Origin of the sequence: Enterobacter cloacae complex sp. ECL72 (genome assembly GCF_019056635.1) — a bacterium.
GTDB lineage: Bacteria > Pseudomonadota > Gammaproteobacteria > Enterobacterales > Enterobacteriaceae > Enterobacter > Enterobacter hormaechei_C.
Map to the genome: position 1 here is coordinate 4121616 of NZ_CP077659.1, position 20853 is coordinate 4142468.

Genomic DNA, 20853 nt, shown 5'->3' on the forward strand with positions numbered 1-20853 from the left:
ATGGTTGACAGGAAATGTATCAGTGTGGTTATTGAATGAGTTTCTTCATCTGATATTCAGCATGAATAGTGGTATCAGAGATAGTTTCTGTGTGATAACAAAGTGTATGACGTTATAATGAGTGTGATATAGCGTGTTTATCTGAAGTGATATTGATTGTTGATAGAGTGGATTAATAGGTTATTGATAAAGAATCAAATACAATAATAAATAAACCGTCTTTATAAATTACATGAAGCCCATGTACAACAAGGTGTTGAAGTATAAAAACATGGTGTAAAGTTAGTGACCTTTTTATCACTATCTTTAATTGTCTTTATGCTCTCGAGTCATTAATGCGAGCTTCTAACCATTCTTTTACTTCACGTTCAATCCAGCGGGAACTGCGGCCAAACTTTACAGGTTTTGGAAACTTACCTTCCTGTGCAAGCTTATAAAACCATTTATCGGATAACCCAGTTAGTTCAGTAATGAACTGCATGCTGACGAACTTATCGTTATGTATATCAATGGTGTTCATGAGAGGACTCCGGGAATGTAACAGGAGGACACCGGGCGGCATCCTTTCATGTCATAGGTCGTATATGTACGCCTTTACTATCCATCCACTCAGTGCTTTGTTAAGGCTTTAAGTCTCTATATAAAGCATGCCCTAACAACCTCCGGGATTCCTCTGCTGGGGGGTTTGCATAGCGTGTGGTTTTTGCTTATGATTTCACGTCAATAAAAGTGTCATTTTTCATGTGAATAATGCCTTGTAACAAGCTCTACATGAGCTTTTACACCTACGTTTTACACTGTGTTTTCAACTATGAATATTGCTATGATTTTCACTGTGAAGTATCCTTTTAAGATAATTTAAAGTTGAATGTAAAAGGATAGCTAATCTTGAATGGAAAAATGTGGGTAGATATAAAAACCAAGCGTGATGTAAGATTGTTTTTATGGATGGCAGGAAACGATGTTGCTATTGAAAATTACCGGCAAACAAAGGAAATCAAAACATACCACCTGAATCACATATATGGTGAAGACTGTAATTTAGCAGCGCTGGCAATAAACGAGGCTTTTCGGATTCTTTATAAGGATTCAGACGAGTTATTCTCATACGCCTATAGATTTAAAAAAGCGAAAGAAGCATTATTACCAATAAAAGAGTTTGGTTGGTTTAAACGTAGCAATGATGCCTGTTATTTTGCATGGGCATATATCAGGGTTTTTAGTAAAAAAAATAGTTCTTTGGCAAACGTTGGTGGGAATGACTCATTCTCTATTTATACCAGAACACCTTATCGTCGTTTTATTAGAATTGAACATCCAGTAAGTCACCGTGAGCGCATTGAGAGTATAGAGGATTTCTTTGATAGATCACCAATGGATCTTTCATCTAAGTTATCCATTATGTTAAGTATAAGGGATGCGTGGGACAGACATTCTCAGTTAGCAGATATATTGCCGTTGAAGAAAAGTGACAAGGGAAAAATAAACTGGGCATGGGACTATATCTGCAAAGATAAAATAAATTATATCAATGGTTCGATAAAAAGAGCACAAGAAAAATTAATTGAAAAGAGTAAGACTGAAGAGACAGGCCAGGTTTCACAAGCAGTTCTTGATGAAATATATAAATCGAGCATTGAAGGATATATTCATCAACCTCATTTTCTCAGCCTCTTTAGACCATCAACAACGACTGAGAAATATCTGGCACTACGTTGCATTTACATTTCCATGTACTATTATGATAAAAACTTTATACCCAGATTTAAAAAAGCCTGGGAATTAACATCCTTTCGTAAAGCAAAAAAGAAAAGTAAGAACAAAATCTTAAAGTTAACTAAAAGAGAACTTGACGGCAATGACACTCCATCTGATTCTCCTGATAATACTGAAAAGGAAATAGCTAAAACTGATAAAGAGTTCATGAGAGAGAAAGCACATGAGATAATGAAGAACATCAAGACCAGAAACTCAGAACTATCATCAGAAAAGGATAGCGATACTCCTCCAGATTTAAGTAGCAATGGCTGGCCTTTTTTCTGACTAAAAGAAAAGTGGTGAATATTTTTATTTTCATACCAGATTAATTTATTTTATTTAATATATTTATTTGATATTCACCACTAACTTTGGCCACAAAGGATTAGAAAATTGAACCTCAGATTTTTTCAATTCTATATCATCAGAATGAATCAATACGTCATATCTCTACCGAAGTTGTTCTAACTCACCGATCTGTCACGCCGATCGATATTCGCAATCTTAATAGCCGACAACTATCAATATTGAGCGATTGATCGTTTTTCTTATAGGTAATAACGATCAATTTGTTGAAAATGATCTGTATTAACGATTATCCCACCCCCTCTCAAATGCATACGATCAGGTGGCCTTTTGTTCAGCAAAGGGCCATTTTTCGTTTGTAAAACAACAGCAAGGATTCTCTATGTTGAAGATAACCTCCGCATTCTTTTTCAGTACGGCACTGTTCAGCGCGGCGGTGCACGCCATGGGCCAGGAGCAACAATGGGGCAACTGGTTTGGCACTGTTAATGCGATGGAGTTTGAACTGAATACCGACAATAGCGCCGGAGAACGCATGACGCTCACCTGCCGGGACAATCATCTGATGTTGAACTACAGCGGGTCTGATAAGAAACCCCTGGGTGTACCAGATGAAGGTCAGGAAGCCATGGGGATTAATATCAACGCAGTACATTACCTGCCAGGCAAGGCGGCTTTCATCGCACTCAAAAACACAGACAGCCATGGGAAAATTGAAATCACCAGGATGAATAAATCCGTATCTCACCCGTTCAATACCGCAGGGCTCAGGGACGCACTGGAGAACCTCAACTGGGAAGACTGCATCAGCCATTAACCACCCCATCGGGTAGCCCATGCTCCCACATTGTTAATCATTAGTGAGGATATCTTTATATGGCGACATTCATTTCACGCCTGATTTTACTCTGTACCCTTTCAATCCCGGCCTTCAGTTTTGCCATCACAATTCCCGGTAATATTCACCCAGAGCGATACACGTTCTTTCTAACAGATAGAGGCGGTGAAATGCTTCGCGAAATGAACGATGCGGCAGTCAGCGTAAAACTCAACAACAAAGTTGGTTTTAGCGCTGAGGCACAGAGCAAGGCTGCTGCTGCGAACATATCTCCTTTGCTGTACGCAGCATCACCCCTTGAACAGAACTTTATCCGCTACGACAGTAAACCGGTTAAGGCTCTGACTTGTCTCGTAACGACCCGCACTATGCCGGGTCAGAATAAAAATTACACATGGGAGGAAACCTACTGCCTTGATGAAACCGGTGCTGCTTACATCGGCACAAAAGGCTGGCCGTCACGTGCTATCGTCGAAAAGAGTTGCGAGGTGGGTGTCCCCAGTTGTCCTGTATATCTTGGTCTGAACAATGATCCACCGACCATGCGGAATGATGCTGCGCAATATATTCCTTACAACAGCAAACGCGTAAGTAGGAATAAATAAAGTAACTCTCAGCTAAAACCAGCAGCTGGAGAAATGGTCGCAGAGCAGGACGGTTATGTGGTGAATTATGTAAAAGGTAGCAGTTGTGCTGACAACAAACTGGTTGTTAAAAACACAAGCTCCGGGAAAACCGCCGAAATTGCAGGATTAAATGGTTGCTCTTTTGACCCGAAGAAAAATGCAGTAATTATCTTCCCTCAAAATGAATACGTCGGCGTTTACAGTGGCCCCACAAACGCTTCTGAGGAAATAGCCTCAGTCGATCTCCCCTAATTACTCTTCTAGTCCGGTATAAGCTTCCTGCGATACCGGACGCCTTTTGGATCAACCTATGAAAACTAAAAAATCCCCGGACGATACAACGCCAGATGCAGAATCATTTGGGTTGACCTGGCCCGTTGTTTTCAGCGTCGCAGGCCTCACTCTGCTGAGAAGTAAGTCGGTCGTATGCCAGACAATGGGAGCCAGCCTGATGACCTATAGCCTGATAAGACTCATAAAAAAACTCGCCACGCTTGCCTGAAAAGTCCCAATCAGGCAACACGGTTTGTGTTCTAACACCTGAACCAGACGTACTATCACCTTCCGAAGCTCGCCTGGAAGCTAACTCTCGACAAAAGCTGAAGCGTTCCTTTATCAAAGGGCTGGCTGCAATAGCAGAGGACAGAATCAATGATGATGCCTTTGTTTTATCGGTGTGCAGCAAAGCGTATGAACGCTTACCTCTGAACATAAGGCGAGTCGTTAAATACGAGTGGTGTCTTCGATACTTCCAGTACAGTAAACCCTTTATTCTGCAGCGATTACAACATCACCAGGCCGAAAAGCTAATACCACCGGCATTACCTGACAGAGAACTCTCGCCACAGCAGAGCCAGCCACCAGCCTCTCCCTGAACATTTTATCTTCCATCCAATGCCACTCTACTGGAGTGGCTTTTATGCCCGTTTTAAAAGGAATCAACTATGACCCGTTTAGCCAGCCGCTTTGGTGCAGTCAACCTTGTTCGTCGTGACCGCCCGTTAACTCGCGACGAACTGGCCCATTATGTGCCCAGTGTCTTCAGCGAAGAAAAGCATGAATCCCGTAGTGATCGCTATACCTACATCCCGACAATTACCCTTCTCGATAACTTGCAACGCGAAGGCTTCCAGCCATTCTTCGCGTGTCAAACCAGAGTCCGCGACCAGAGCAAACGAGAGCATACGAAGCACATGCTGCGCCTGCGTCGTGAAGGCCAGATTACTGGCAAACAGGTTCCCGAAATTATTCTGCTGAACAGCCACGACGGCTCCAGCTCATATCAGATGCTACCGGGGTTATTCAGAGCAGTTTGCCAAAATGGGCTGATTTGCGGTGAGAGTTTTGGCGAAGTACGCGTGCCGCATAAAGGCAACGTAGTAGAGAAAGTCATCGAAGGGGCCTACGAAGTACTGGGAATATTTGACCGCGTAGAAGAGAAACGCGATTCCATGCAGTCGCTTTTGTTGCCGCCGCCCGCTCAGCAGGCTATGGCGAAAGCGGCGCTGACATATCGCTTCGGTGAGGAGCACCAACCGGTGACAGAGACGCAGATACTTTCCCCACGCCGCTGGCAGGATGAGAGTAACGACCTGTGGACCACTTATCAGCGCATTCAGGAAAACCTAATTAAAGGCGGGCTATCGGGGAGAACAACCAAAGGAAAGCGCGCCCATACCCGAGCAGTGAAAGGTATTGACGGTGATGTGAAGCTCAACCGGGCCCTCTGGGTGATGGCTGAGAATATGCTGCAGCTTGCTTCATGATCTCTTCCACTATTTTCCCTTAACGCCTTTCCGAAGATTCGGAAGGGCTTTTCTTTCTAAGGAGCAACCATGTCTACGATCAATTTATCCCCGGTATTTCCTGCAAACGAGCAGCGAGTCATCCAGCGAGCATTACGTCTGCTGGAGAAATACCAGCGTCAACCGAGTGAGTCATTTACCTCTACCAGCCTTACAAAAACCTGGCTGCAACTGCAGATGGCTCACCTGGAGCGGGAAGTCTTCATCGTAATGTATCTCGACAATCAGCATTGCCTGCTGGAGCGAGAAACACTGTTTACCGGCACGCTCAGCCATACCGAAGTGCATCCCCGCGAAGTGGTTAAATCAGCCCTGAAACATAACGCTGCTGCGGTCATTTTGGCGCATAACCACCCGTCCGGCACGACAGAAATCAGCCAGCAGGATAAACATGTCACGCAGCGAATTGCTAAAGCCTTGGCTCTGGTGGAAGTGCGTGTGCTGGATCATCTTGTGGTCGGGAACGAAGTGGTGTCTTTTGCTGAATGTGGCTTGTTATGAGGTGCAGAATGAAAATCATCAGTAAGAGCCAGGCGATGCATATTTATCGTCAGCATCCCGAATCCAGGCTATCTGCCTTCTGTACAGGTCACTACCAGTGGCATGGCAGCGTATGCCATTACTATGGACATGAAGTTCAGCATATCAGCGGCGTACTCGCTGTTTTTGTTGAACGTCGTCAGGACCGGGCAGGCCCGTACGCTATTCTTCGCTGCGTGACGGTGAACTAATCATCCCACTCAATCATTAAGGAGTATATTAATGCAGTCGACCACCATATCCGGCACATCGGCGGAGAACACATCCTGCCTTCAGTGGGGATTAAAACGTAATATCACGCCGTGCTTCGGCGCTCGTCTGGTACAGGAAGGCAACCGCATATACTTTTTGGCTGACCGGGCAGGATTTAATGGCTCATTCAGTGACGCAGAAGCATTGAGTCTGGACCAAGCGTTTCCACTAATGGTGAAACAGCTTGAGCGGATGCTGACAACTGGCGAGCTTGATCCTCACAACCAGCACTGCGTCACACTGCATCACAATGGACTTACTTGTGAAGCTGACACTCTCGGCTCTTATGGCTACGTTTATATCGCCATTTATCCCCATCAGCTATAACCAGTTAACACCTTCCTCTACTTTTATCAGGGAATCAACTCATGCATATTTCGACTGTACCGAAAACAGTGACGGTTTCGTCACGCCTGTCTCCTGTCCAAGTTTGGCAAAAACTATTAACGTATATTTTAGAGCATCATTACGGCCTCACGATCAACGACACACCGTTCAGTAACGATACGACGATTCAGGAACATATAGAGGCGGGAGTGAATCTTACTGATGCTGTTAATTTCCTTGTGGAACGATTCGAGCTTGTGCGCATTGACCAGAAGAGTTTCTCCTGGCAGGATCAAGAACCCTGGATAACATCTTTGGATGTTCATCGGGCACAGTCCAACCTTGGCTTGAAACGCCCATAAATCAGCCAACTGATCCTTAAGGAAAAACATGTGGGGGCATAATCGGGGGCACATCAGTAAAGCGCATAGGAAAATAATCAATAAATTCAACATGATTAACCACCAAATGCGACTCCTGTGATCTCCGCCAAGTTTCCTCACATTATATCACGTACCTTCATTTCCATTTGTATTGTCATTACCGTCAAAATTAAGGAAACGAAATGAACTGGGCACTAGCTATTGCTACCATTTTTGCTACGCTAATAAGTCCCTTACTCGCTGTAAGAGTTCAGAAGATCATAGAAAAAAGCTCAGAAAAAAGAAATATTAAAATAAATATATTTACAGAACTAATGGCTACAAGATCTGCAGAAGCTCGCCTTTCTAATGAGCACGTTAGAGCACTTAACATGATCGATTTAGCATTCTATGGTGATATAAAAAGAAGTATAAACAAGAGAACAAAATCTGAGAAAAAAGTTCTTGATGCATGGAAAGAATATTTCACCCACCTATGTACACATTGCCCCGAAAATGAAAGTGGCAGTGCTATATGGAATCAGAATAGCGATAGACTGTTTGTAAGTTTACTTTCTGTAATGGCTGAAGATATAGGTTACGAGTTTGATCGAGTTCATTTGCAGAATGCTATTTATAGGCCAATTGCGCACGGACAAATGAACCTAGATAACCAAAAAATTCGTAAAGGACTGGCTTCAATCTTCTCAGGTGAAAGTGCCTTGAAAATGGATGTGGTTTCGTTTCCTGATGCCCCTGATATTCATAAGTCGCAAGAAAACTAAACTACATTTTTGGCTCAATACCCAGTTTCCGTAGTTCTGTTCTTCCTAAGGTCTTGAGCCAATTCCCCAAACTCATCCCTTCAGCCTTCGCCGCAGCCTCAAACTGCGCCTTCAACTCTGGCGTAATACGAATCTGAAAAGTCGGTGCTTTTCCGGAAGTTGACTTATTAGGATCGCGTTTAGCCGTTGACATGTACGTACCTACGAGAGCAAAATACCATCATTCAGGTACGTACCTTAACACACGATAACCTGAGATTGAAACGCCCTCGCCAGGTACTCGCAATACCGGACGAGAGCTAACCTCACCAACTATCAAGGAGTTGATTATGGCTGATTCGCATTCTACCCCAGACACCGACCAATCCGGAACCGAGCGTTCGTTAATTGTGGGTTACCGCCCGAATGTTTACGACAAATCTACCCCAAAAATCATCCTTTCCGGCAAGTGGCTGCGCGTGGCGGGGTTTGATACCGGACAGCAGGTCACGGTAAAGGTCATGAAAGGATGCATCGTTCTGGTGGCGTATAACGAGCAGGAGCAGCGTTTGCAGGATGATTATAAACGGACGAAAGCAAAGCCTATTGAGATAGAGGACGCGCTTGCAGCGATCCAAATTCCGCATGCTGGAAAGCGACTCGCAAAATCAAATACAAACCACCTGGCTTAGCGGCTGTTTCTGGCATACTACGAGCTTACAGGCATCAACCTTATGAAGCGGAGGCAGCATGACATATGAGGAATTAATAAATTCTCCAGCCGGTGAGTTCGTCATGTTTGCCAGCAAGGATGGAAAAGTTCGCATTGAATGCCGCTTCGAAAGCGATACGTTGTGGCTCTCACAGGCCACGATCTGTGAGTTATACGGCAAAGCCAAAGCTACGATCAGCGGGCATATCAAGAATATTTTTGATGAGGGTGAACTGGTCGAAAATTCAGTTGTTCGGTTTTACCGAACAACTGCCAGCGATGGTAAAGTATATAACGTTCAATACTTTAGCCTGCCCGTCATTATCGCCATCGGCTATCGCGTCCGATCCACGCGAGGTACACAGTTCCGCCAGTGGGCCACCCAAACGCTCCAGGAATACCTGGTTAAAGGCTTCGTTATGGACGACGAGCGCCTGAAAAATCCGCCTGTGGGATCTTCCGCCGTCCCTGACTATTTCGATGAAATGCTGGAACGCATTCGCGATATACGTGTCAGCGAACGCCGGGTCTATCTTCGCGTGAGGGAGATTTTCGCATTAGCTGCTGACTATCAGCCGTCGCTCAAAGAAACCACGCAATTCTTTCAGACCATCCAGAATAAACTGCATTTTGCCTGCACTGGGCACACCGCTGCTGAGTTGATTCACCAACGTGCGGACGCCACTCAATCGCATATGGGGCTGACCAGCTATAAAGGCGAAGAAGTCCGTAAAAGCGATGTCACCACCGCAAAAAATTATCTGTCTCAGGATGAGGTGAGCGAGCTTAATCGCGTCGTTAATATGTGGCTCGATTTTGCCGAAGATCAGGCCAAACGCCGCAAGCAGGTATTTTTACGAGACTGGCAAACCAAGCTCGATCAGTTCCTGCAATTCAACGACCGGGACGTTTTAGAAGGCGCAGGAAAAATCAGCAAGAAAGCGGCTGATGAAAAGGCGTGCTCAGAATACATCGAATATGAAAAAAACCAGCGCCTGCTGAAAGAGGCCGAAGGTGAGAAAGATATTGTCGGCTTATTAAAATGGGATAAGCGGGCTAAGCGCTAATCCCGGCATAGGTTCATTATTTAATGATATTCATCATTTCAATATTTGATGCTGTTTTTAGTGACTATTATTCTTGCGATGGAAGAATAGTCATAAATCAACCTTATAAATTTTTAAACGTCAATTGATACCATCCATATCTCGCAACTACAACTTTCTATTAAACCAACCAAAGTTCTTTAACATTCCTGTTTTGAAATGAAAGTCACAATTTAAATCCATAATGAAGAGTAGTTTCCCTCAGTCTATAAAAGGAGATTGAGATGGCTATACCTGTTTACTTATGGCTCGAGGATGATTCAGGCCGGAGGATTAATGGATCTGTCGATATAAAAGATCGCGAAGGTTCAATAGAAGTGATTGAATTTATGCATTCTATAGAACAACCTATAGATAAATTCTCCGGTAAAATCACTGCAAAACGCATTTGTAGTACCTATGCATTCATGAAAGAGATTGATTCATCATCCTCTTATCTATACAAAGCCTTATGCACTGGGCAAACACTTAAAAAAGCAGAGTTCATATTTTACAGAATCAACTATAACGGACTTGAAGAGGCTTACTTTAAGACAACTTTAGAAAATGCAAGAGTAGTTCAAATTGAACCACTCATGTTTGACATTAAACTACCGCGAAACGAACGCTATACACATTGTGAATATGTAGATCTAACATATGAAAAAATAACATGGCATTACATAGATGGAAACATCATTCATTCTGATACCTGGAAGGAACGCGCTTAAGGAGAAAGTATGTCCTGGGAATATGATGTAAAAGAGCACAAATTTTATCTTGATGGTGTTTATCAGTTCGATGCAGATTATGCAGGAGCAAGTGGTTACAAAAACGATCCATCTCAAGAATGTGTAAAAAACAGTGGGCCTCTACCTCGAGGGAAATACACAATTGGTTCCCCTCATAATTCAGCCCACACCGGGAAATATACTCTCAGCCTCACGCCCTACTCGACAAATGAGATGTGTGGTAGAGACTCATTTAAAATACATGGTAAAAGCAGTTTGCACCCTGACGACTCTTCAGAGGGCTGCATCATTGCTCCTCTGAGTGCCAGAAGGAGTATCTGGAAAAGCAACGATACGGTGTTGATTGTCAAATGAAGCGTTTAATTTGTTCATTGCCATTACTCGTTGCAGTCAGTTCGCATGTCTCAGCATCTGAAATGACCGGCTTCGCAACACAGTATTACGATGAAGACGGCTCGCTGACGGAAATTTCAACCATAGTGCCCCTTTCCCCGACCATCACGATCGGCAAGAAAACGGTTCAGATGGAAGTTACTCATCTGTCTCAGATTTTCAGTACATACGTGGAGAAAGACAGCTCCGCGCACTGGATCTGCCTTCATGACGACGATGGCACCAATTATTGGTTCATTTCAGATAACGAAATGGGTGCAGGGCTGTTAACTGCGCTAGCCATATCCAGGGATGGCATCCATAAAGAATGTGTGAATACAACGGAACGAGTCAGTGTCTCAGTCTCTGGCGTTCCATTGTTAAATGCCACTCACGGGGATTTAGTTGAATTGTTCGGCAAAAAAGCAATCGGCAACAGAAAAAAGATCCTGCTTTATCAGGAGACACCTGTACAGGATGGATTTGTTCAGAACAATACAGTCTCTTATTACTTTGATGGCGAAAAATTGCGCGGCGTAATTATCGGGCAAATAACCAGTAACTAGCTTGCAGGCTCCCTCTTTTACAGAAGAGGGCGTTAAGCCTGTCCACTCAACCGCATATGCAACAGCGGAAACGGATTCCCCTGCCCATCCAGTTCTGAACGCCCGACCTGCTCAAACCCCATATGGCGATAAAACGCCACCCCCTGCGGATTCTGCTCGTTCACATCCACTTCATTTACGCCGAATTCTGCAATGGCATATTGCAGCAGCATTTTCCCGATACCCTTCCCCCGGCTCGCATCATCCACAAACAGCATTTCAATGCGATTTTTATCCACGCCCAAAAAGCCGTGAATAATACCCACGTCATCCCGGGCAATCACAACCCTGAGATTAGGCAAATATGCGTTGAGCAATAACGGACGCAGCGCCGCGATATCGCTTTCCTGCAAAAAGCGGTGCGTGGCGCGAACGGACGACTCCCAGACTGCGACGAGACGTTCAAATTGTGAGGGGTGTGCGGCTTCTATTTTCATGGTGATATTCCGGTTGAGTAAAGTTTCAGGGCAGCAATGTAATGATATTCAGCTCTGCGACGTGCGCCACACGCCAGGCGTACAACCATACTCCGTCTGAAAATGACGAATAAAGTGCGCGCAGTCGCTGAACCCCATCCGCTGCGCAATATCCGTCACGCTTTGCTGTGAGTTCTTCAGCAGCCAGCAAGCATAGCGCAGTCTGGCACTGCGGATAAATTCGCGGGCCGTTTTGCCGAATTCTGCGTGGAACAGACGGTTGAGCTGGCGTTCACTCAATGCCACTTCTCGCGCAAGCCCGGCGGTGGTGAGCGGCCGGGTCAGGAACTGTTCTATCAGCATGACGGCGCGGCGCAACCGCGAGTCAGGGATAAGCGCAAAATTCGCCGGACGCGGGGTGGCAATTTCATGCGGAACGAGCGACAAACGCTGACAGGTGGTGCTGGCGATATCATCCCCGGCATGGGCGCGGATAAGCTCAGTTGCCAGCGTCAGGGTGGAAATACCGCCCGGGCAGGTCAGCACATCGCCATCGTCGATGAAATCATACCCTTGCTCAGCATAAACCAGCGGGAAAGCCTGCCGAAATGCATCAAGGTGGAAAGGATGGATGGACGCTCGTCGTTCATTCAGCAATCCTTCCTGTGCGAGGACAAAACTGCCGGTGCCAATGCCAATGAGCGGAACCCCGGCATGGTGGGCATGTGCCAGATACGCTTTATCCCCCTGATACCCTAAGTCCAGATACTGCAATTCACCGCCGATAACAGCAAGGTAGTTAAAACTGTCCGGCGGCGCATGGGGAGAATCCGGTCTCATGACAATCCCCGCATTGCTGATAATCGGGATATCAGGAAATTCACTTATCAGGCTGATTTTAAATGCTAATTTATCCTGAGCTTTCGCTGCATAACGCAGCGCCTCCAGCAACCCGGAGACGGCCAGGAGTGAATAACGGGGCCATAATATCAACCCAATATGCAGACACTTTTCCGGTACTGATTTCCCCCCATCGGAGGAGTCAAATACACTTTTCATTTACTTGCCAAATTTAAAATTAATTACATTATCGCAACATGATCTGTCGCACTTTTTATTTCTAAGGTAATCCTGATATTTTAAATCAAGCATAAATGAGACGGGAGGAAAATATAATGTTTTTCTCGTTTATATCATTCTTTTTTTGAGCCACGACACACATATGTCGGTAATGTTCCTAAGGTAAAGATATAGTTACCATTATGTTGTTCATTGATCCGCATATAAATACTCTTGCCCGGATAGACAAAGAATTGCGGTTCATATTTTTCCAGCCAGCTGTCGTCGACATTATCGTCCGGGAACGTCATATTTTTTTCTGACGTCAGCAAATAGAGATGATCCTGTCTATCCACCCGAAAGGAAATTTTCCTGTCGATGGTTTTACCCGGATCGCTCTTTGCCCGGCCATTCATGCTCAGGGTGCCGAATTTCCCGTCGAAGGTGTAATTCAGCCAGACCGTCAGCGTCTCATCCGGATGGTGCTGGACCAGATTAGCCTGGCATGAAAAAGGCTGAACGTAAGTTCGGTGCCACAGGTAATAGCCCGTCAGCACGCCTGCCGTGACGAGGCCCGTCACGATGATATACAGCATCTGCCGAAAACGAGTCATGCTAGCTATCCTTCAGGAAATAATCAGATATGCAGCGGTTCGGTTCTTTCATTGGCCGGTCGCAGCGAATAACCGACGCACGAGGAAGCAGAGCGTACCAGCTGATGTAAACCCAGGGATATTGCGCGCATTCAGCCTTGAATTGTTCCACATAGGTCAGCGCGGAAGCGCGTTCAGCGTGGGTCTGAATGTCGTTCGCAAGATAAACGCGACAGGCTCCGACGGATGCCGCAAAACGGTAATCCTCAACAAAACGGTTTTCTGAGGCGTTCATATATCCCGTCACGCCTGCCCCGGCCAGGATGATCAACAGCCCCATGACAACAGCCAGCCAGCGCGTGGGCTTCCTGGCAACGGGCGTTGCTGGCTCGGAGGGTGCAGAGACCTCCTCGATCGCTGGCGCCTCTACACATTGTCCCTCTGCGGGTTGAGGCGCGACGGGTGAAGACTCTCTGACGGTTATTTGCGTGTCGCTTGCCAGCGTCAACCCAATCCGCGGAATGGTAACGATAGGGTCAGTTTCAAAACCAATCTTTTTGAGCCCTTTGCGCAGGATGGAGATGTTCTGGTAATAGGTATTGGAGGAGACAAGCATGCCGCGGCTTTGCCAGACAATATCAAGGAACTCTTGCTGAGTGACAATCGACCCCGCTCTGTCGATTAATAACAACAGGCATCGGCCTGCTGGCGAATTTAACACAACCACACGGTCAGGATTGTTGATATCACGTAACGTGCTGGCCGCAGGATGAAATTCGACGATATTATTTATAATGTAATGCTTATGCATAGGGGCAGTATGAATTCTCCGGTTAACAGATGTTGAACCTGGGTCACCGCATGTATGGGATGACATTCACGTCGGGATTAATGTGACTGATTAACGTCATGCTGTATATCTTCGCCATTGGCGAAAAATCTTAATTTATATTTCATCCCTTAAGCTTCACTGAACCTGCATAAGAACTCAACCCTTGTAGAATGCGGCTTGCAGAGCCGCTTCATCCGCGATCATCCTCATTATGATGTTTTGTGAAGTGAATTTCCGCTCCACAGAAGTATCTGACTACCGGCAGCATCTCATTTATCAGGGCCTCATCTTTTGGCGCGCTCCTCGCCTCTTGACATTGACAAATATCTACATAAAAAAACATTGTACGCCACGGACATGCGTGTCTGAAATATTCAGCACCCTTAAGCCTTAAGTTTTCTCAACCTGACTAATATCAATAACTTACATGGTTTTTGTATGCTTTTAAGCCACCTTTCTATCAGTTTTTATCGATGATAACATTCGTAAATTGTTATTCCCCGTCAGCAACTTCACACCCGCACTGACACCAAAAGACAAACTCCTTACAAAACATTTATCAAAGCTAAATTTTCATTAAAAATAGCGGCTATCATAATTTACAGAAAGCGAAGCGGAATAAGACCAATCAGAGGGAAGCGTTGTAACCGGTCTCGATCTTAGTAATTAATACAATTTTAGATTAATTCAGATTACCTCTTTATTGGCCGACGTATAGTAGGCCTACAGTATGCAATACGTCATTGCTTCGAGAATACTGGCGATAACCTTATAAATAATTCGCCTGATTACTATTATAAATCGAGGAATAACATGACGAACAATAGCCAAATAACACAGCATATAACTGTTGCACTGATGGGCGGCGATCATTATGCAAGAAACGGCATTAAAACGTTATTAAGCAGCATCCGCGACGACCTTCACATCATTATCATCGAAGGAGGTTATCAGGAACTGGATAAGGCGCTGTCGTCGATTCGTATCGATATCTTATTTATATCCGGCGCAGAGAAATACCATACAGGGTATGACTCACTGAAATATTTAAAAAAAATCAAAGTCACGCAGCCTGAAGTGATTATCTGCCTGTACTCAACCTCTGCCCATTCCCTGTTATGGGTCCGGGAAGATATTGATGCCTATATCTCGCTACAGAACACGGTTTATCAGTGGCGGATAAAGCTAGCAAAAATGGTCGATAGCCATTATCGGCCCCAAAAGCAGCCAGCGGCGTTATCGCTGACGCCTGGAGAAAGGAGGGTATTAAAGGAACTCAGGAACGGACTGGATATACGTTACATCGCAGAACTGGAGAAACTTTCTTATCGCCGCGTGAGCGCCTTAAAAAGCTCAGCGATAAGGAAACTCGGGCTCAGGAATAAGACAGATTTGCTGGTCTTTTTAACCAGTTAGACCTGCCGCTTTCAGAGCAAATCTCGTAATAAAAAAATCAAGGAACTATGAAATGAAAGCACGCCTTACTTGCCATTCTCTGCTGGCATTAAGCATTGCCGCCCTGCTGCCAGCGGGCTCAGCACTGGCCGCCACCACCAGCGGCGGCACGGTTAACTTCAGCGGTAAAGTGGTGACCTCCGCCTGTGCCATCAGCGCCGGTAGCGCCAATATCGACGTCGACATGGGTGAAGTGCGTACCGCCACGCTGGCTGCCGCAGGCAGTGAAGCCAGTACCGCAAAAGCCTTCTCCATCACCCTGGAAGATTGCGAAATCGCCGATACTTCCGCGTCCACGGAAGATAACCCTATTGCCGCAACGACCGTGGCTATCACCTTCACCGGTACACCGGACAGTACCGATGTGAATAGCCTGGCCGCGGGAGTAAACGGCGGCGCGGGCTCGGCGCAGCATGTCGCTATCCGTCTTTATGACGAACAGGGCAACGTCGTCAGGCTGGGTGAGCCGGCAGCAGCGATCCCCCTGCGTGCGGGGGCGAACATCCTGAACTTCAGCGCGAAATATTACTCCCCACTGGGCAACGCCACGGCGGGTGATGCCAGCGCGGTCGCCACCTACACCGTGACCTATTCGTAATCTTCAGGCCCGGTCTGCTGGCCGGGTCTGACTCAGCTTTCAGGAGACGCACTATGCGCGTAAACACATGGATTTGTCTGGCTGGCACGTTATGTTCATCCGCCGTGTACGCAGGCGGCGTGGGGTTAGGCGCAACGCGGCTGATCTACACCGGCGCGGCTACGCAGACGATGATGCAGGTAAGAAATACCCACCCTGATGCCACGTTTCTGATCCAGTCCTGGATGGAAGACGAGAAAGGGAGCCGTACCAACGACTTCGTCATCACGCCGCCGCTGTACGTCATGAAGCCCGCCAGCGAAAGCGCGGTGAAAATCATGTTCAGCGGCGACGCCCTGCCAGCCGATCGCGAGACGCTGTACTGGATGACGGTCAAAGCTATCCCACAGCAGGTTAAAAACGGTTCCGGCAATTCGCTGCAATTCGCCTCTGCCAACCGCATCAAGGTCTTTTATCGCCCGGAGCGGCTCAGGGAAGGTGCAGGGGAGGCATGGAAAAACCTTGCCGGCGCCTACCGCGCGGGCAAGGTCACGCTGACCAACCCAACGCCGTATTACCTCACCACCATTAACGTGAAAATTGATGGCAGGCCGGTGTCGCCCGTCATGGTACCGCCGAAATCCAGCGTGACGCTGGCAGACACCTTCAGCCATGCGAGCAGCTTAAGCTACCAGACGATTAACGATTATGGCGCCTGGACGCCCGTTACCCGCACGTCATTGTCCCAATAATAAAAACAGTAAGGCGTGACCACATGAAAATTAAAATCCTGTGCGCCACGGCGATCGCCCTGGTGATTCGGCAAGCCGTGGCTGCCGAAAGCGAGCTGCAATTTAATCCTGCGTTTCTCAACGGCGAGCGCGCCAACAGCGCCGATCTCGCCTGGGTCAACGCCGGGAGCGCGTTGCCGCCGGGCGAGTACAATCTTAACGTGTATATCAACACCCAGTTCGCGTTCACAGGTAACGTCACGTTTCGCGTCGCTGAAAACACCGCCGGTGAAGCCCTGCCGTGCCTTACGCCTGCGCAATTCGCCGCACTTGGCATCGACAGCCGTCAGGCTAAAGGGGGTGAGCTGCCGCCTGCGCAGCGCTGCATTTTTTTAACCCGGTCATTCGCCGATACCCGGTTTGATTTTGACCAGAGGACGCTTACCCTCAACTTCACCGTACCGCAAAGCGCGATGCGTGCTCTGCCGCGCGGGTACGTCAGCCCGGAGAGCTGGGAGTCCGGCATCCCTGCCGCGTGGCTGAACTATGTGGTCAATGGCGCGAATAATGACTACCGGGGCGAGACGCGCACGCGGGAACAACAGCTGTTTGTGAGCCTCAACAGCGGCGCCAACCTGGGCGCATGGCGGCTGCGTGATTTCACCACGTGGACCAAAGAGAGTAACGAGCTCACCCACGTCCAGACCTGGCTACAGCGGGATATCCGCGCCCTGCGTGCCCAGGTTTATGCCGGTGAAACGTTCACCTCATCGCAGGTGTTTGACGCCGTTGGCCTGCGTGGGGTTGCCCTGAAGACCGATGACAATATGTTGCCCGCCAGCCTGAGCGGTTACGCGCCCGAAGTGCGTGGCATCGCGCGCAGCAATGCCACGGTGACGGTTCGCCAGAACGGTAACGTCATCTATCAAACCTCCGTTCCGCCGGGGACGTTTGTGCTGAAAGATCTCTATCCGACCTCTTCCGGCGGCGATCTCGCGGTCACCATTCAGGAGAGCGACGGTAGCCAGACGCAATACACCCTGCCCTTTGCCAGCGTGCCGAATCTGGTGCGTAACGGTCAGGTCAAATATGCTCTGGGGGCCGGGAAATACCGCCCTGCGGGCAATCAGATCTCGCCCTCCTTCGCGCAGGGCGAGCTGTTCCTGGGCTGGAGATACGGCCTCACGTTTTATGGCGGGGCGCAGTTTTCCGATCGCTACAACGGCCTGGCCTTCGGTATCGGGCAGAATCTCGGCCGCTTTGGCGCCTACTCCCTCGACCTCACCCATGCCCGCAGCCAGCTGGCTGATAACCAGCACTACACCGGTGATTCGGTGCGCCTGCGGTACAGCAAGCTGCTGAACGATATCGGTACGCGAGTCAATTTCTTCTCGCTGCGTTACTCAACGGCAGGGTTTTATACCCTCAGCGATACCACTTACAAAGGCATGGCGGGCGGAGCGCCAAAACAGACCGTGGAAGACGATGGCACCGTCACCACTCACTACGACACGGTTTACAACCTGCATATGTCGCGTAAGGCAAAAAATCAGCTGCTGTTGTCGCAGCCGATGGGCGAATACGGCGCGCTGTCGCTGTCCTGGGATCAACAAACCTACTGGAATACGTCAAAAACCACGCAAAGTTTGCAGTTCGCGTGGAACGCGACGTTTCGTAACCTGTCGCTTGGCATCAGCGCCCAGCGTAGCTCTGGCCTGTACGACAACAAGAAAGACAATATCCTCGCGTTGTCCCTGTCGGTGCCGCTGGGTAACCCGGCGCTGTCGACCCGTCTCCGTTTTACCGCTACCCATGCGGATCCCGCTGGCACCACCGCCATTACCGGTGTCAGTGGTTATCTGCCGGGGCAGGAGAATCTTTTCTATAGCGTCAACCAGCGCTACAGCGCGCAGCAGCACTACGGCGGCGATGCCGCGCTGCAATACGAGGGCGCGTGGGGAGACTATAACCTGGGCTACAGCTACGCCGGTGACTCCCGCAACCTCAGTTACGGGATGAGCGGCGGTGCGGTGCTGCATGAGGATGGTCTGACGCTGAGCCAGCCGCTCGGGAACACCAATATTCTGGTGAAAGCCCCGGGCGCCAGTCATGTCGCCGTGCTCAACCACAAGGGCATCAAAACCGACAGCCGGGGCTATGCGGTGATCCCGTACGCCACGCCGTATCGCGTTAATCAGGTTGCGCTGGATGTCACCACCGTGGGCAATGACGTGGAACTTGAGAACGCCATCGCCAATAAAATCCCCACCGACGGGGCACTGGTTCGCGCCACCCTCACCACGCGTCAGGGGGCAAAAGCGATGTTTATCGTACGTCACGCTAAAGACGTGCTCCCCTTCGGTACGCTGGTCTCGTCAGAGGATGACAAAGCCAGCGGTATCGTCGGCGACGGCGGCAGCGTGTATCTGACCGGCCTGTCAGCGGAGGGAACATTGCATGCCGTATGGGGGCGCAACAGCGCCCAGCGCTGCACGATCCGCTATGCGCTGAACCCGCAGAATTATCACGCCCGCACCGGGCTTTATTCCCAGGAGGTCATATGTCAGTAACCATCCGGTTCCTCCCCCTGATCCTGCTGATGTTCATCACCGTTCCCGCGCGCGGCTATGACGTGCTGGTTTCCGTGACCGGCAACGTGATCGGCAATACCTGCATTGTCTCGGAAGATTCGAAGGAGCAAAACGTGCCGCTGGGCACCCTCGGCGTGAAGCAATTTAGCGAGGCGGGCGCGGTCAGCAATATCAAAACGCCCTTCACGCTCACCCTTGAAGCATGCGGCCCCACCTTTGCTGGCGTGAAAATCCGCTTCAGCGGTACGCCGGATGACGAGAACCCGCAGCTTCTCAAAGTCGCTGACGGCGGCGCGACCGGCGTGGCGGTGCAGATTCTGGATAAAGACAGCGTACTTATCCCGCTGGACACCCAAACCGCTGCTTACGGCGCGGCGGGGGATGACAGCGTAAAAATGACCTTCTATGCGCGACTGGCCGCCACGGGTGCGCCGGTCAATGCCGGAGACGTTTCGGCAGTGGCGACCTGGACGACGGAGTATCAATAATGCGTTTACTGTTTTTAGCCCTGTTTTTCATGTCCTCTCAGGCGCTTGCCCTCTCCTGGACATCGGATATCACCCTTTCGCCAACGCCCATGTCGTGGTCCGGCCCGGCAGACTCCATCGTGCCTGGAAAGACGATCGGCTCTGAATGGAGCGCCTCTGCGAGCGTCTCGGAAGTGTTCTGGTGCGGCCTGGTATTTACCTGCTCCAAAGGGACGCTGGAGCCGAGCAGCAGTATAACCGCCACCGGCATCACGGTTATTCTTGATGGCGCAAATTACATGGTATTTGAAACGGGCGTGCCCGGCATCGGCTTCATTCTTGGGCTTAAAGATTATAACGGCACCACCTATGTCCCGATGCAGACGGGCATTACGCAGAGCTATCCGGCCGATGGGACTAACGGTTACGCCACCGCACTGGGCTGGTCGGCAAAAGTGACGTTTATCAAGACCGGCGTTCCGCTGAAATCCGGCGTATACCAGACCCCGACCATTAACGCGGCGATCCTGACGGCCTATAACAACGAAGTGAAAACCGCGCAGGTTATCATCAACCCCACCACCATCACGGTGACGGCAAGCGGCTGCACGGTAGGCACGAAAAGCGCCAACGTCGACCTGGGCACCATTGATATTCACACGCTGCCCAGCGTAGGCAGCACCTCGCCGTCGGGGGAGTTTAACGTCAGCCTGACCTGCGATGAGAACGTGGCGGTTAACGCAGTGATGACCGATCAGACCACACCGTCAAATACCTCGTCGGTCGTGACGCTGACCGGGGACTCCACGGCCTCCGGCATTGGCGTACAGTTTTTCTATAACGGTACCGGGCCGCTTATGATGGGGCCGGACAGCTCGTCCGCAGGTACGACGGGACAGTTTTTCATCCAGACCACCAGCTCGGCACAAACGCTGTCCCTGCCGTTCCAGGCGCAGTACATCCGAACCGGTGAACTGGTCCCCGGCTCGGCCAACGCCCTGGCAAGCATCACCTTTTCGTATCAGTAG

At 48.8% G+C, this 20853-nt stretch carries 27 protein-coding genes; 21 read left to right on the plus strand and 6 right to left on the minus strand.

The annotated features are described in order from the left end of the window. Positions 1-316 precede the first annotated feature (316 nt). Positions 317-520 (minus strand): AlpA family transcriptional regulator, encoded by a 204-nt coding sequence (locus KTH07_RS19885; protein ID WP_023181603.1) that lies wholly within the window; start codon positions 518-520, stop codon positions 317-319. A gap of 368 nt (positions 521-888) precedes the next feature. On the opposite strand from KTH07_RS19885, the gene KTH07_RS19890 reads away from it, so the two are divergent. The 10 genes from KTH07_RS19890 (at position 889) to KTH07_RS19935 (ending at position 7599) form a co-directional block, all read left to right on the plus strand. Next, complete coding sequence (locus tag KTH07_RS19890; protein ID WP_234834300.1) at positions 889-2043, plus strand: hypothetical protein; 1155 nt, start codon at positions 889-891, stop codon at positions 2041-2043. 403 nt (positions 2044-2446) lie between these two features. Beyond that, positions 2447-2881 (plus strand): hypothetical protein, encoded by a 435-nt coding sequence (locus tag KTH07_RS19895; protein WP_054627865.1) that lies wholly within the window; start codon positions 2447-2449, stop codon positions 2879-2881. 59 nt (positions 2882-2940) lie between these two features. Further along, a complete protein-coding gene (locus KTH07_RS19900) occupies positions 2941-3507 on the plus strand; it encodes a hypothetical protein (RefSeq protein WP_063162103.1) in 567 nt (188 codons plus the stop codon). A 33-nt stretch (positions 3508-3540) separates the two neighbouring features. Continuing rightward, positions 3541-3780 carry a hypothetical protein gene (locus KTH07_RS19905; RefSeq protein WP_063162102.1) on the plus strand — a complete coding sequence of 80 codons (240 nt, stop codon included), beginning with the start codon at positions 3541-3543 and terminating at the stop codon, positions 3778-3780. 692 nt (positions 3781-4472) lie between these two features. Next, positions 4473-5294 (plus strand): DUF932 domain-containing protein, encoded by an 822-nt coding sequence (locus KTH07_RS19910; RefSeq protein WP_044599778.1) that lies wholly within the window; start codon positions 4473-4475, stop codon positions 5292-5294. Positions 5295-5363: 69 nt separating this feature from the next. After that, complete coding sequence (radC, locus tag KTH07_RS19915) at positions 5364-5834, plus strand: DNA repair protein RadC (RefSeq protein WP_032294514.1); 471 nt, start codon at positions 5364-5366, stop codon at positions 5832-5834. Positions 5835-5842: 8 nt separating this feature from the next. Beyond that, a complete protein-coding gene (locus KTH07_RS19920; RefSeq protein WP_054627868.1) occupies positions 5843-6064 on the plus strand; it encodes a DUF987 family protein in 222 nt (73 codons plus the stop codon). Between the two features lie 31 nt (positions 6065-6095). Next, the gene (locus tag KTH07_RS19925) at positions 6096-6452 is read left to right on the plus strand and encodes a type IV toxin-antitoxin system YeeU family antitoxin (RefSeq protein WP_054627869.1); all 357 of its coding nucleotides are present in this window, start codon (positions 6096-6098) and stop codon (positions 6450-6452) included. Positions 6453-6493: 41 nt separating this feature from the next. After that, positions 6494-6814 (plus strand): TA system toxin CbtA family protein, encoded by a 321-nt coding sequence (locus KTH07_RS19930; RefSeq protein WP_071605960.1) that lies wholly within the window; start codon positions 6494-6496, stop codon positions 6812-6814. A 203-nt stretch (positions 6815-7017) separates the two neighbouring features. Further along, positions 7018-7599 (plus strand): DUF6680 family protein, encoded by a 582-nt coding sequence (locus KTH07_RS19935; RefSeq protein ID WP_017383635.1) that lies wholly within the window; start codon positions 7018-7020, stop codon positions 7597-7599. Between the two features lies 1 nt (position 7600). Here the strand turns inward: KTH07_RS19935 and KTH07_RS19940 are convergent, their stop codons facing one another. Then, entirely contained in the window at positions 7601-7792 is a 192-nt protein-coding gene (locus KTH07_RS19940; RefSeq protein WP_032620729.1) for a toxin-antitoxin system HicB family antitoxin, read from the minus strand. 136 nt (positions 7793-7928) lie between these two features. Here KTH07_RS19940 and KTH07_RS19945 point away from each other — a divergent pair, with 136 nt between their 5' ends. The 5 genes from KTH07_RS19945 to KTH07_RS19965 all read left to right on the plus strand — a co-directional run bounded on the left by KTH07_RS19945 (position 7929) and on the right by KTH07_RS19965 (position 11065). Further along, positions 7929-8270: a SymE family type I addiction module toxin gene (locus KTH07_RS19945; protein WP_032620730.1), complete on the plus strand. Its 342-nt coding sequence runs from the start codon at positions 7929-7931 to the stop codon at positions 8268-8270. 58 nt (positions 8271-8328) lie between these two features. Then, positions 8329-9357: a virulence RhuM family protein gene (locus tag KTH07_RS19950; RefSeq protein WP_071842900.1), complete on the plus strand. Its 1029-nt coding sequence runs from the start codon at positions 8329-8331 to the stop codon at positions 9355-9357. A gap of 263 nt (positions 9358-9620) precedes the next feature. Next, complete coding sequence (gene tssD / locus KTH07_RS19955; RefSeq protein ID WP_017383637.1) at positions 9621-10106, plus strand: type VI secretion system tube protein TssD; 486 nt, start codon at positions 9621-9623, stop codon at positions 10104-10106. Between the two features lie 9 nt (positions 10107-10115). After that, complete coding sequence (locus tag KTH07_RS19960; protein WP_023302859.1) at positions 10116-10481, plus strand: tlde1 domain-containing protein; 366 nt, start codon at positions 10116-10118, stop codon at positions 10479-10481. Continuing rightward, entirely contained in the window at positions 10478-11065 is a 588-nt protein-coding gene (locus KTH07_RS19965) for a hypothetical protein (RefSeq protein ID WP_023295690.1), read from the plus strand. Before KTH07_RS19960 ends, KTH07_RS19965 begins: the two co-directional genes overlap by 4 nt. A 32-nt stretch (positions 11066-11097) precedes the next feature. Here the strand turns inward: KTH07_RS19965 and KTH07_RS19970 are convergent, their stop codons facing one another. From KTH07_RS19970 to KTH07_RS19985, 4 genes are all read right to left on the minus strand, one after another. After that, a complete protein-coding gene (locus KTH07_RS19970) occupies positions 11098-11541 on the minus strand; it encodes a GNAT family N-acetyltransferase (RefSeq protein ID WP_017383639.1) in 444 nt (147 codons plus the stop codon). Positions 11542-11589: 48 nt separating this feature from the next. Next, positions 11590-12360, minus strand: coding sequence for a GlxA family transcriptional regulator (locus tag KTH07_RS19975; RefSeq protein ID WP_223230145.1), 771 nt, complete (start codon positions 12358-12360; stop codon positions 11590-11592). 353 nt (positions 12361-12713) lie between these two features. Further along, positions 12714-13193 (minus strand): hypothetical protein, encoded by a 480-nt coding sequence (locus tag KTH07_RS19980; protein WP_023302856.1) that lies wholly within the window; start codon positions 13191-13193, stop codon positions 12714-12716. A 1-nt stretch (position 13194) separates the two neighbouring features. Next, entirely contained in the window at positions 13195-13983 is a 789-nt protein-coding gene (locus tag KTH07_RS19985; RefSeq protein WP_023302855.1) for a transcriptional regulator, read from the minus strand. 834 nt (positions 13984-14817) lie between these two features. On the opposite strand from KTH07_RS19985, the gene KTH07_RS19990 reads away from it, so the two are divergent. From KTH07_RS19990 to KTH07_RS20015, 6 genes are read left to right on the plus strand one after another with little or no spacing between them, the layout of a single operon-like run. Continuing rightward, positions 14818-15420, plus strand: a complete 603-nt coding sequence (locus KTH07_RS19990; protein WP_015570068.1) for a helix-turn-helix transcriptional regulator — start codon at positions 14818-14820, stop codon at positions 15418-15420. Positions 15421-15472: 52 nt separating this feature from the next. Beyond that, positions 15473-16057, plus strand: coding sequence for a fimbrial protein (locus KTH07_RS19995; RefSeq protein ID WP_015570069.1), 585 nt, complete (start codon positions 15473-15475; stop codon positions 16055-16057). Positions 16058-16110: 53 nt separating this feature from the next. Next, positions 16111-16788: a molecular chaperone gene (locus KTH07_RS20000; protein WP_032104018.1), complete on the plus strand. Its 678-nt coding sequence runs from the start codon at positions 16111-16113 to the stop codon at positions 16786-16788. 23 nt (positions 16789-16811) lie between these two features. Continuing rightward, positions 16812-19337, plus strand: a complete 2526-nt coding sequence (locus KTH07_RS20005; RefSeq protein ID WP_063162101.1) for a fimbria/pilus outer membrane usher protein — start codon at positions 16812-16814, stop codon at positions 19335-19337. Further along, positions 19328-19846 (plus strand): fimbrial protein, encoded by a 519-nt coding sequence (locus KTH07_RS20010; RefSeq protein ID WP_015570071.1) that lies wholly within the window; start codon positions 19328-19330, stop codon positions 19844-19846. Before KTH07_RS20005 ends, KTH07_RS20010 begins: the two co-directional genes overlap by 10 nt. Next, a complete protein-coding gene (locus KTH07_RS20015; RefSeq protein WP_017383645.1) occupies positions 19846-20853 on the plus strand; it encodes a fimbrial protein in 1008 nt (335 codons plus the stop codon). The genes KTH07_RS20010 and KTH07_RS20015 overlap by 1 nt, the downstream gene beginning before the upstream one ends.

Coding starts and splice junctions, on each gene's coding strand:
- KTH07_RS19910 (WP_044599778.1), top strand. CDS start 4,473: ATGACCCGTTTAGCCAGCCGCTTTGGTGCAGTCAACCTTGTTCGTCGT.
- KTH07_RS19900 (WP_063162103.1), top strand. CDS start 2,941: ATGGCGACATTCATTTCACGCCTGATTTTACTCTGTACCCTTTCAATC.
- KTH07_RS19925 (WP_054627869.1), top strand. CDS start 6,096: ATGCAGTCGACCACCATATCCGGCACATCGGCGGAGAACACATCCTGC.
- radC (WP_032294514.1), top strand. CDS start 5,364: ATGTCTACGATCAATTTATCCCCGGTATTTCCTGCAAACGAGCAGCGA.
- KTH07_RS19940 (WP_032620729.1), bottom strand. CDS start 7,792: ATGTCAACGGCTAAACGCGATCCTAATAAGTCAACTTCCGGAAAAGCA.
- KTH07_RS20005 (WP_063162101.1), top strand. CDS start 16,812: ATGAAAATTAAAATCCTGTGCGCCACGGCGATCGCCCTGGTGATTCGG.
- KTH07_RS19895 (WP_054627865.1), top strand. CDS start 2,447: ATGTTGAAGATAACCTCCGCATTCTTTTTCAGTACGGCACTGTTCAGC.
- KTH07_RS19960 (WP_023302859.1), top strand. CDS start 10,116: ATGTCCTGGGAATATGATGTAAAAGAGCACAAATTTTATCTTGATGGT.
- KTH07_RS19970 (WP_017383639.1), bottom strand. CDS start 11,541: ATGAAAATAGAAGCCGCACACCCCTCACAATTTGAACGTCTCGTCGCA.
- KTH07_RS19990 (WP_015570068.1), top strand. CDS start 14,818: ATGACGAACAATAGCCAAATAACACAGCATATAACTGTTGCACTGATG.
- KTH07_RS19920 (WP_054627868.1), top strand. CDS start 5,843: ATGAAAATCATCAGTAAGAGCCAGGCGATGCATATTTATCGTCAGCAT.
- tssD (WP_017383637.1), top strand. CDS start 9,621: ATGGCTATACCTGTTTACTTATGGCTCGAGGATGATTCAGGCCGGAGG.
- KTH07_RS19930 (WP_071605960.1), top strand. CDS start 6,494: ATGCATATTTCGACTGTACCGAAAACAGTGACGGTTTCGTCACGCCTG.
- KTH07_RS19885 (WP_023181603.1), bottom strand. CDS start 520: ATGAACACCATTGATATACATAACGATAAGTTCGTCAGCATGCAGTTC.
- KTH07_RS19985 (WP_023302855.1), bottom strand. CDS start 13,983: ATGCATAAGCATTACATTATAAATAATATCGTCGAATTTCATCCTGCG.
- KTH07_RS20015 (WP_017383645.1), top strand. CDS start 19,846: ATGCGTTTACTGTTTTTAGCCCTGTTTTTCATGTCCTCTCAGGCGCTT.
- KTH07_RS19905 (WP_063162102.1), top strand. CDS start 3,541: ATGGTCGCAGAGCAGGACGGTTATGTGGTGAATTATGTAAAAGGTAGC.
- KTH07_RS19945 (WP_032620730.1), top strand. CDS start 7,929: ATGGCTGATTCGCATTCTACCCCAGACACCGACCAATCCGGAACCGAG.
- KTH07_RS20000 (WP_032104018.1), top strand. CDS start 16,111: ATGCGCGTAAACACATGGATTTGTCTGGCTGGCACGTTATGTTCATCC.
- KTH07_RS19965 (WP_023295690.1), top strand. CDS start 10,478: ATGAAGCGTTTAATTTGTTCATTGCCATTACTCGTTGCAGTCAGTTCG.
- KTH07_RS19980 (WP_023302856.1), bottom strand. CDS start 13,193: ATGACTCGTTTTCGGCAGATGCTGTATATCATCGTGACGGGCCTCGTC.
- KTH07_RS20010 (WP_015570071.1), top strand. CDS start 19,328: ATGTCAGTAACCATCCGGTTCCTCCCCCTGATCCTGCTGATGTTCATC.
- KTH07_RS19950 (WP_071842900.1), top strand. CDS start 8,329: ATGACATATGAGGAATTAATAAATTCTCCAGCCGGTGAGTTCGTCATG.
- KTH07_RS19995 (WP_015570069.1), top strand. CDS start 15,473: ATGAAAGCACGCCTTACTTGCCATTCTCTGCTGGCATTAAGCATTGCC.
- KTH07_RS19975 (WP_223230145.1), bottom strand. CDS start 12,360: ATGAGACCGGATTCTCCCCATGCGCCGCCGGACAGTTTTAACTACCTT.
- KTH07_RS19935 (WP_017383635.1), top strand. CDS start 7,018: ATGAACTGGGCACTAGCTATTGCTACCATTTTTGCTACGCTAATAAGT.